The sequence below is a fragment of the Corynebacterium sp. S5S1 genome, from assembly GCF_001913985.1.
GTDB lineage: Bacteria > Actinomycetota > Actinomycetes > Mycobacteriales > Mycobacteriaceae > Corynebacterium > Corynebacterium marquesiae.
Genome location: NZ_MKXT01000017.1, coordinates 34,218 through 43,259 on the forward strand (window position 1 = coordinate 34,218; position 9,042 = coordinate 43,259).

General features: G+C 60.8%; 8 protein-coding genes. 6 read left to right on the forward strand and 2 right to left on the reverse strand.

Features of this window, described 5'->3' with window-relative positions; translation table 11 throughout:
- Positions 1–7 precede the first annotated feature (7 nt).
- Both rsmA and BKN05_RS07335 read left to right on the forward strand, forming a co-directional pair.
- Entirely contained in the window at positions 8–868 is an 861-nt protein-coding gene (gene rsmA / locus BKN05_RS07330; RefSeq protein ID WP_049379069.1) for a 16S rRNA (adenine(1518)-N(6)/adenine(1519)-N(6))-dimethyltransferase RsmA, read from the forward strand.
- Positions 869–1,849, forward strand: coding sequence for a 4-(cytidine 5'-diphospho)-2-C-methyl-D-erythritol kinase (locus BKN05_RS07335; RefSeq protein ID WP_049379071.1), 981 nt, complete (start codon positions 869–871; stop codon positions 1,847–1,849).
- Here BKN05_RS07335 and BKN05_RS07340 read toward each other — a convergent pair whose 3' ends face one another.
- Complete coding sequence (locus BKN05_RS07340; protein WP_286688307.1) at positions 1,850–3,193, reverse strand: sulfite exporter TauE/SafE family protein; 1,344 nt, start codon at positions 3,191–3,193, stop codon at positions 1,850–1,852. It lies immediately after the preceding gene.
- Between the two features lie 92 nt (positions 3,194–3,285).
- On the opposite strand from BKN05_RS07340, the gene BKN05_RS07345 reads away from it, so the two are divergent.
- Both BKN05_RS07345 and BKN05_RS07350 read left to right on the forward strand, forming a co-directional pair.
- Complete coding sequence (locus BKN05_RS07345; RefSeq protein ID WP_286688308.1) at positions 3,286–5,094, forward strand: ABC-F family ATP-binding cassette domain-containing protein; 1,809 nt, start codon at positions 3,286–3,288, stop codon at positions 5,092–5,094.
- Positions 5,061–6,794 (forward strand): alpha/beta-hydrolase family protein, encoded by a 1,734-nt coding sequence (locus BKN05_RS07350; RefSeq protein WP_286688309.1) that lies wholly within the window; start codon positions 5,061–5,063, stop codon positions 6,792–6,794. The genes BKN05_RS07345 and BKN05_RS07350 overlap by 34 nt, the downstream gene beginning before the upstream one ends.
- 4 nt (positions 6,795–6,798) lie before the next feature.
- On the opposite strand, the gene BKN05_RS07355 is transcribed toward BKN05_RS07350, so the two are convergent.
- On the reverse strand, positions 6,799–7,713 hold the full coding sequence (locus BKN05_RS07355) for an AEC family transporter (protein ID WP_286688310.1): 915 nt from the start codon (positions 7,711–7,713) through the stop codon (positions 6,799–6,801).
- Between the two features lie 166 nt (positions 7,714–7,879).
- Here BKN05_RS07355 and BKN05_RS07360 point away from each other — a divergent pair, with 166 nt between their 5' ends.
- Complete coding sequence (locus BKN05_RS07360; RefSeq protein ID WP_286688311.1) at positions 7,880–8,470, forward strand: hypothetical protein; 591 nt, start codon at positions 7,880–7,882, stop codon at positions 8,468–8,470.
- An 88-nt stretch (positions 8,471–8,558) separates the two neighbouring features.
- Positions 8,559–8,882 carry a putative quinol monooxygenase gene (locus tag BKN05_RS07365; protein ID WP_286688312.1) on the forward strand — a complete coding sequence of 108 codons (324 nt, stop codon included), beginning with the start codon at positions 8,559–8,561 and terminating at the stop codon, positions 8,880–8,882.
- The last annotated feature ends 160 nt before the right edge of the window (positions 8,883–9,042 follow it).

Genomic DNA, 9,042 nt, shown 5'->3' on the forward strand with positions numbered 1-9,042 from the left:
AGAAGGCATGACTAATTCCACCGGCGCCGCGCTTTTGGGCCCCGTAGAGATCCGCGCCCTCGCGGAGAAGCTCGACATCGTGCCCACGAAGAAGCTGGGGCAGAACTTTCTGCATGACCCGAATACCATCCGGCGCATCGTCGCCGCGGCGGAGCTGGATCCCACAGATCGCGTCCTCGAGGTAGGCCCTGGCTTGGGATCGCTGACCCTTGGCTTGGTTGAGGCCGTGGGGGAGGTGACTGCGGTAGAGATCGATTCCCGTTTGGCCGCCCAGCTGCCCGATACCGTGGACGAGCGTGCCTCTGAGTATGCACACCGCCTGCGCGTAGTGGAAAAGGACGCGTTGCGCGTGACGGATTCTGACGTCACGGAGCCGACTGCCCTCGTGGCCAACCTGCCGTATAACGTCGCTGTACCGGTTCTGCTGCACTTGCTGGAGACCTTTCCCTCCATTCGCCGCGTGCTGGTGATGGTCCAGCTCGAGGTGGCGGACCGTCTCGCGGCCCAACCGGGCAGCAAAGTTTATGGCGTCCCCTCGGTCAAGGCAGGCTTTTATGGCAAGGTCTCCAAGGCTGGCACGATTGGCAAGAACGTCTTTTGGCCCGCGCCCAATATTGAGTCTGGGCTGGTGCGCATCGACGTCTTTGAAGATGCTCCTTGGCCGGTCACCGATGAGTCGCGGGCTAAGGTCTGGCCGGTTATCGACGCCGCCTTTGCCCAACGCCGCAAGACCCTGCGCGCGGCATTGTCCGGCCACTTTGGTTCGGGTGCCGCCGCCGAGGAAGCCCTGCGAGCGGCAGACATCGATCCGAAGCAGCGCGGTGAAAAGCTCGCCGTGGAGGACTTCGTACGATTGGCAGGAATCTAAATGAGTGCACCACTAGATAGCGATCCATTCGTCTATACCGCGCGCGCTCATTCCAAGGTCAATATCCACCTCGGCGTGGAGGAACCGCGCGAGGATGGGTTCCATGAGCTCGCCAGCGTCTTTCAGTCTCTGGAGCTGCATGACACCGTGACACTCACGGACTTGGGTAATCCCGAGGTGGATAAGCCGCGCATTCAAGGATTAAAGGTCACGGGCCCTCATGCACAGGGGGTGCCGGAGGACTACACAAACTTGGCGTGGACCGCGGTCAACCGCATCATGCAGTACCTATACACCACCCATGGGCCGAAGGCGCTGCCGGAGGTAGCGCTGGAAATCCACAAAGCCATCCCTACCGCCGGAGGCATGGCGGGCGGCTCTGCTGATGCGGCCGCCGCGCTGCGCTTAGCCGAGCGCTGCTATGGCGGCTACTACAACATCGACTCGGTGGGTGAGCCGATCTTGGACGCGCTAGGCGCGGCGCTGGGCTCGGATGTTCCCTTTACCCTGTTGGGCGGCACCGCGCTTGGTACGGGGCGTGGCGAGCAGCTTACCCCGATGATGGCGCGCGGTACCTACCACTGGGCGCTCATCGCTTCGGACCGCGGGCTATCTACCCCACAGGTCTTTCACAAGCTGGATGAAATGCGAGAAAAGGGTCGCGGCGGCGCGCCGCACATGGATACTGCGGCAGTATCGCAGGCGCTTATCTCGGGCGACCCGCACCGGGTGGCACAGCACTTGCACAATGACCTGCAGCCGGCGGCGCTTTCCCTGCGCCCGGACCTGCGCAAGACACTGGAGGCGGGTGTGGCCGCTGGGGCACTTGCGGGCATCGTCTCCGGCAGCGGTCCGACCTGTGCCTTCCTCTGCGCTGGGGCAGAAGAAGCTAGGGAAGTGGTCTCCCAAGTGACGGTGGAAATTCCCGGCAGCAAGGGTGTGGCTACCCATGGTCCCGCTAGCGGCGCCGTGGTGCTGTAGCTAGAGCACCGTCATCTCGGTGGGCTCGATGTCGAGGTCGAAGCGGTTAACTTCCTTTTCTTGGAGGAGGTCGATGACCACGAGCTGCTTCTTCTGGGCGTCGGTAATAAAGGCGTAGCCATCGGCAGCCTGCAGGATGGGCCCCGGCTGCTGCCACTCCTTATTTTCTTTCCACCTGGAAATGGCATCGATCTGCGAAGTGATTTCGCCGGAATCTGGGTCGATGATGTTGAGTTTGCCGTCGGTGGTGAGCACCAGCGCCTCGCCCAGCGGGCCGCGGGCCAGGGAGCGGAACCAATAGGAAGCATCGAGCTCAACCTTCTTCGCGGAAAAATCCTTGGTATCCACCAGGGTCACGGAGGTGGGGCGTTCGAGCTCTGCATCCTTGTCGGTCTTATTATCGGCCAGAATGACATCGGATTCCTCCGAACCGGCAGCATTGCCGGAGCGCTGGTATCCGCCTGCTCCGGCATAGGCGGAGGCGTCCACCTTGTGGAACTTTGTGCCATCGAAGACTACAGGGCCGTCCTCGCAACCGAAGAAGATATTGCCGTTTCCAGCGGCGGCCTCGCCGTGCACGCCAGGGCACTTGGTGGTTTCAGTAAGGACCTTGCCCTCGTTGTCCAGATGCTGGATGGTGTGGCGCTCGTCCTCGGTCCCCTTGGTGATAACTACCGAGCCATCCTTCAGTGGTACGGCCACGCCGTGGTGTGCAGCCCCCGTATCTACGGTATTGACCGGCTGGGCATCGTCTTTGCCAATGTCTTCGGTTTTGTAAATCCGTGCTACGCCATCGCCATCTGAAAACAGTGCAGTAAAGCCGTCGTGGTGGACCACGTGGCCGGCGTGCGGGGCCTTGATAGGGGCGTCGCCAAGCGAAGGCTCAGCGGTGTAGTAGTGGTTGTGATCGCCATGGCCTTTGGTAATGCGGCCTGTGTCGTAGGTGAGGAAGCTATCGCCCTTAGTGACCATGACGTGGCGATTATCGCCGGCATCGTTGAGACGAAGGAAGGCATTCATCTTGTCCTCGCCGATTACTTTGCCCGTTTTGGCGTCATAAGCGCTCCAGCCGTCTGCATGGGAGATAACGATACGGGTGGGCAGCTGGGCTACCTCGGTCTGTCCCTCTTCGGCTTCGAAGCCTTCGTGTGAGTGCCCGGCGTGGTCATGGCCGTGCTGGTGGTCATGCTCATGGTTGTGTTCGTGGGCGTGGTCCTCCTCGCTGTGCGCGTGGTCGTGGGAGTGCAGGGAATCCTTTTCCTCTTCGGTGGGGGCGGAACAGGAGGCGAAGGCTACTGCCGTGGCAGAGAGCACCGCGCAGAGGGAAAGTGTGTAACGCTTCATACATAGGCACACTATTGGACGTGAAAATCAATCGCAATAGTCTGAAGAAATGCGGGGGTAGGTGCAGGGAGGTATTAAGATGGACACTCGTTATGGCAAACCTGATTAACCTCGAGCAAGTCAGCAAAACTTATGGATTAAAAACCCTCCTAGACGGGGTATCCCTAGGTGTGCAAAGCGGCGATCGCATTGGCATCGTCGGCGTTAATGGTGGTGGCAAAACCACCCTGCTGGAGGTGCTCACCGGCATCGAGCCGCCCGACGCCGGCCGCGTATCCCATACCTCTGATTTGCGCATGGCTGTGGTCACCCAACGCTTTGACCTGCCCGATGAGCTCACCATCGCCCAAGTGATTATTGAGCCCCTGGAATTGGAAACCTATGAGTGGGCTTCCAATGCCAAGGTGCGCGATGTCTTGGGCGGGCTGGGCATTGTAGATCTTGGGCTAGATACTCCGGTGGGCTCGCTCTCCGGAGGCGAGCGCCGCCGCGTAAACCTGGCCGCCGCGCTGGTGCAGGATTTGGACCTCGTGGTACTCGATGAGCCGACCAACCACCTCGACGTGGAAGGCGTGCAGTGGCTTGCGGACCACCTGCTCAAGCGCAACCTAGCCGTGGTCGTAGTTACTCACGATCGCTGGTTCCTCGATACCGTAGCCACCTGGACCTGGGAGGTGCACGATGGCGTGGTCGATACCTACGAGGGCGGCTACAACGACTGGACCTTTGCCCGCGCCGAGCGCGCCCGCCAGGCCGATGCCATGGAACAGCGCCGCAAGAACCTCGCCCGCAAAGAGCTGGCCTGGTTGCGCCGCGGCGCACCGGCGCGTACCTCCAAGCCGCGCTACCGCATCGAGGCCGCCGAGGCGTTGATCTCTGACGTGCCGGAGCCGCGCAATAAGGTTGAGCTCATGGCCTTTTCCAAGCAGCGCCAAGGCCGCGTAGTTATCGAGCTAGAGGATGCCACCGTGCAGTCCCCGGACGGCCGCACCCTGGTGGATCACCTCACCTGGCGCCTAGCCCCCGGCGAGCGCATCGGCTTGGTGGGCGTTAATGGCTCCGGCAAAACCACCCTGCTTCGCACCCTGGCCGGCGAGTACGAGCTGGCGGCCGGCAAACGCATCGAGGGCCAAACCGTGCGCCTCGGTTGGCTGCGCCAGGAACTCGATGACCTAGATCCGCAGCGCCGGCTTATCGACGCCGTCGAGGACGTCGCCACCTACGTCCAACTCGGCAAAAAGGAGCTTTCCGCCTCCCAGCTGGCCGAGCGCCTGGGCTTTTCCGCCAGGCGTCAGCGCACCCCGGTAGGCGACCTCTCTGGTGGCGAGCGCCGCCGCTTGCAGCTGACCCGCGTACTGATGGCCGAGCCCAATGTGTTGCTGCTGGACGAGCCCACCAACGATCTCGATATCGATACCCTGCAGGAACTGGAGTCCCTCTTGGACTCCTGGCCAGGCACCCTGGTGGTCATTTCGCACGATCGCTACCTCATTGAGCGCATCGCGGATAACACCTACGCGCTCTTTGGCGATGGCAAGCTCACCAACCTTCCCGGCGGCATCGACGAGTACCTGCGCAAGCGCGCCGCACTTGAGGCCCAGCAGAGCTCCGGCGTGCTCAACCTGGGAGAAAAGAAGGCAGACAATGCTGCACCGAAACCAGAAAAGAAGCTCTCGTCCCAGCAAGAGCGCGCAATCACCAAGAAGATGAACGCCCTCGAGCGCAAGATGCACAAGCTGGAACAGGCGGCCGCGCAGATTAATGAGAAGATGGCCACCGCCGCGGAAAAGGTTGATACCCAGGCCTTGACCGAATTGGACGGAGAACTAAAGGAAAACCGCAGCGCCTACGAGGAATTGGAGATGGAATGGCTGGAGTTGGGGGAGAAGCTCGAAGGGTAGAAGCCCGCATCGCCGATATCGTCAGCCACCTCGACCTGTGGGGCATTATCGGCGCCGCAGCACTATTTACCCTGGGGCTTACTCCATCCATCCTGCCGCGCGATTGGCTCTACCAAGGACTCGTCTCCGGCATTGCCGCAGGGCTCGGCTATGCGCTGGGCCTCGCCCTCAAGCTCGTGTGGTATCGACTGGTGGTGCGCTATGTGGCGCCCCGGCATCCCTGGCTTGATGCCACCACGTGGCCAGCTCGGCGCTACCGCCTCGTTTCCCGCATTGCCACCGCCGCTTTTGTGGTGTGGATGATAGGCTTTGCGGTCTTTGCCGTGCGGTGGCAACGCCAACTCGCAGACACCCTGTCCGCACCGGCACCCACCATTGCCAGCTATGTGCTGGTGGTTCCGTTGGCTCTTGCGGTATTTACCGCCTTCCTTTTCATTCTGCGCGTGCTGCGCTTTTGTGTTCGCTGGCTTTCCAGCCACTTTCCCCAGCGCTTCCGCGCCGCCTACCGCGTTGCGGGTGCGGTACTCATCGTGGCACTGGTGGGCACGTATACCGTGGAAAACCTCATTCCCGGCGCCATTGTGGGCGTGGGGGAGAGGATCTTTACCGCCCAAAATGCCGAACCCGATCCCGCAGCGCAGCGTCCCACGTTTGTTGAGCGCAGTGGCTCCCCAGACTCCCGCGTGGACTGGAATGGGGTGGGATTGCAGGGCTCGCGTTTCCTCTCCTCCGGTGCGCACCGCGCGGAATTGGAAGAGGTTACCGGAAAGCCCGCTAAAGAACCCATTCGCGCCTATGCCGGCCTGGGCAATCGCGCCTCCAATGAGGAGCGAGCGCAGCTGCTTATCGACGAGCTCGAGCGCACCCACGCCCAAGACCGCAAGGCGCTGCTTCTCATTATGACCACCGGAACGGGGTGGGTATCGTCTTATTCCGCCCAGGCCTTCGAGCTGCTCTACGGCGGCGACACCGCCATCGCGGCCGCCCAATACTCCGCCATGCCCTCGGCGCTGCATTTCCTGTCCGGCGGTGGTCAGGTAGAACGCGCCGGGCAGGAGTTCATCAACCCCATCGTGGACTGGTGGAACGGCCTGCCGGAGGACAAGCGCCCGAAGCTCTACCTCTACGGCGAATCCTTGGGCACCACGGGCATTGAGGCGGCCTTTTCCGGGGTGCGCGATATCGCCAATTCCGTCGACGGCATCCTATTGACGGGGCCGCCGCACTTTAATCGCCTGCGCACCCAGTTTGTGGAGCGCCGCGACCCTGGCTCTTCTGAGATAACTCCCGAATACGCCGGCGGCCTCGTCGTGCGCTTTGCCAACGATGACGCGCAGGTGCGCCAATGGGGCACGGTGCCAGAAGAGGAGTGGGGACGCACCCGCATGCTCTATATCCAACACCCCTCGGATCCGGTGGCCTGGTGGTCGCCACAGATGGCCTTTAAGGAGCCGGATTGGATGCGCGAGCGGACCCCGTATTCTGCCGAGCGCGTAATGCAGTGGATGCCCCTCATCTCTTCCCTCCAAGTTGCCGCCGATCTGCCCGGCGCAAAGGACGTACCCGATGGGCACGGTCATAACTACGGTGCATCGGTGCTCGACGGCTTTGCCGCCATCGCTGGTCCAGACGTGGCGGGAGCCATTGACCCCGATGAGCTGCAACGCCAATTTGCCGCGCTCGACGTCGGCATCTACTAGGTGTTTAGCCAAATAAGGCTGCGATGGCCAGCATCGCAGGCAGTGAGAGGAAGGTAGTGAGAAAGACCGTATCGCGTGCCACGGTTTCTCCTACTTCATAGGTGGCGGCATAGTTATACACATTCTGCGCCGTAGGCAAGGCTGCCAGAATCAATGCCGCATATAACTCCGCGCCATTAAGGCCCAGCGCTGTACCCACGGCCAGCGCAAAAGCGGGCATGCCCACCAACTTCAACACCGTCGCGGAAATGGTGGGCAGACGGTCTTCTTCCAATAGCCCGTCGCCCTTTAACGAGGCACCAAAGCTCATCAGGATCATAGGAATAGAGGCGCCACCCAATATCTCCAGCGGCTTCATCACCACATCCGGTACCTGCCACTGCGCCGCGGAGACAATAAATCCCGCCACCGCAGCTAACACCACCGGTGCGGTAATCCCTGCGAGTACGGAGCCCCATATCGAACGCAGGCTCGTACCCTGCGCATTGAGCCCTGCAATAATAAACGGGGAGAGCACCGCCATCTGGAGAACCAATGCCGGGATGACGAAGGTGGCATCACCAATGACATAGGTGGCAATGGGCAAGCCAATATTGACCGAGTTGTAGTAGCTCGCCGCAGCGGCACCCGCCATGGTTTCGGCGCCGCTGCGTGGAAAAAGTAGCCGGCTGCACAGCCAATACAACAGCATGGTGGCGACGGATGCGGCGGCAATGACGGCCACCACTGGGGACGCAAACGCGGAGGTATCGGATGTAGCCACGCTGGAAAAGATGAGTGCCGGAGTGGCCGCCCAGAAGGCTGTGCGATTGAATTGCAAGCGCGCCTCGCCCTTGCCAATAACACCCCTGTGGGCCAGCACAAACCCGACGCCGATGACTACGAAAATAATCGCAAACCCGGTCAATACGTCCAGCAACAGTCAAGAACCTTTCGCAATACTCCAAAAATGCGCGGTGAGGATATTGTCCCACCATCCGGATTCCCCCCAAGAACACAGGGACCATAACAAAGTTGTATCGAATCACCTGCGCAGCCCGGAAACTCCTTCCAGACTGCCAGCCACTTATGGCACGGTGGAGGGCATGAAGCTTTCTCACCGTGCAACCGTAGCCGCCCTGTCCACCGCTCTTGTCATTACTGGTACTTCCACCGTGGCCTCTGCTCAGCCGGCCTTGCCACCGCAGATTGAGCAGGCTTCTTCGCAGGCTCAGCAGCTTTCTTCTGATCCTTTCGCCGCTGTGCAGGATTTCCGCCTCACCTTGCCACCGCAGGCCTATGAGCTGGCCGAGAAGTACAATTTCTCGCTGCCAGAATTCCTGGCCAAGCCGGCGGGCCACGCGCCCAAGGTCGCTGGTGAGTTGGGGGCCGCCACCACCGCCCACCTCGAGAAGGCTGGGCACCGCAAGGACACTCACGCCACCGCCATCGCCCAGGAATGGGCCAACCAGGGTGCCGCCGGCAAGCTCGACTACAAGGGCGGGGTAGCCCACGGCCTGAACCACAAGGATGAAGGACAGGGTTCTGTTCACCGCCTCACCGAGCAACAGGCACAAGACCGCCTGAACTGGTTCAACCGCGATGTTCCAGTCAATGCTGGTTCCCCACACGGCTTTGGCGTAGCAACTGCTTATGACGGAACCTACATCTACGTTGCGGAGTTCTTCCTTAACTAAACCGCATTCCACTAGCCCCGATTTCACCGCATTCGTGGTCTCCAACTGTGACGATGAAGAAGCTGCACGGTGCCGGTAGAATCGGGGCATGATTTTGATCAACGTACAGTTCCACGTCAAGCCCGAATACGCAGAGACCTTCCTCGATGAAATCAATTGGTACACCGAGGCCTGCAATGCAGAGCCGGGCTGCATCGACTTCAAGTGGTTCCGCGATCCAGAAGATCGCCAGCGCTTCTTGCTGCTGGAGTCTTACGCAGACGGTAAGGACGTAGAGCACGTCCAGAGCGAGCACTTCCAGCGCTCCTGCGAGGAATTCCCGAAGTACCTCGTGGAAACCCCAGACATCCTTAATGTTCACATCGAAGGCCGCACCGGTTGGGACAAGATGGGCGAATTCTCCGTCGATTAATCCCAACGAATAAAGCTCGCCCTCTACCGCGATGTAGAGGGCGAGCTTTTTCTATGCTTAGGTGGGTTAAGCGACAAAATGTGTGTCTGCTATCGGCGTGTCGCGGGGTTAGATGTGGCCTTTTTGGATGCCGATTGAGTGTGTGTACTCGGTATCGATA

What these genes read in the sequence shown, in the direction of transcription:
- BKN05_RS07350 (WP_286688309.1), top strand. Translation starts at nt 5,061, where the DNA reads ATGGCTGGAGTTGGGGGAGAAGCTCGAAGGGTAGAAGCCCGCATCGCC.
- BKN05_RS07335 (WP_049379071.1), top strand. Translation starts at nt 869, where the DNA reads ATGAGTGCACCACTAGATAGCGATCCATTCGTCTATACCGCGCGCGCT.
- BKN05_RS07365 (WP_286688312.1), top strand. Translation starts at nt 8,559, where the DNA reads ATGATTTTGATCAACGTACAGTTCCACGTCAAGCCCGAATACGCAGAG.
- BKN05_RS07345 (WP_286688308.1), top strand. Translation starts at nt 3,286, where the DNA reads ATGGCAAACCTGATTAACCTCGAGCAAGTCAGCAAAACTTATGGATTA.
- BKN05_RS07360 (WP_286688311.1), top strand. Translation starts at nt 7,880, where the DNA reads ATGAAGCTTTCTCACCGTGCAACCGTAGCCGCCCTGTCCACCGCTCTT.
- rsmA (WP_049379069.1), top strand. Translation starts at nt 8, where the DNA reads ATGACTAATTCCACCGGCGCCGCGCTTTTGGGCCCCGTAGAGATCCGC.
- BKN05_RS07340 (WP_286688307.1), bottom strand. Translation starts at nt 3,193, where the DNA reads ATGAAGCGTTACACACTTTCCCTCTGCGCGGTGCTCTCTGCCACGGCA.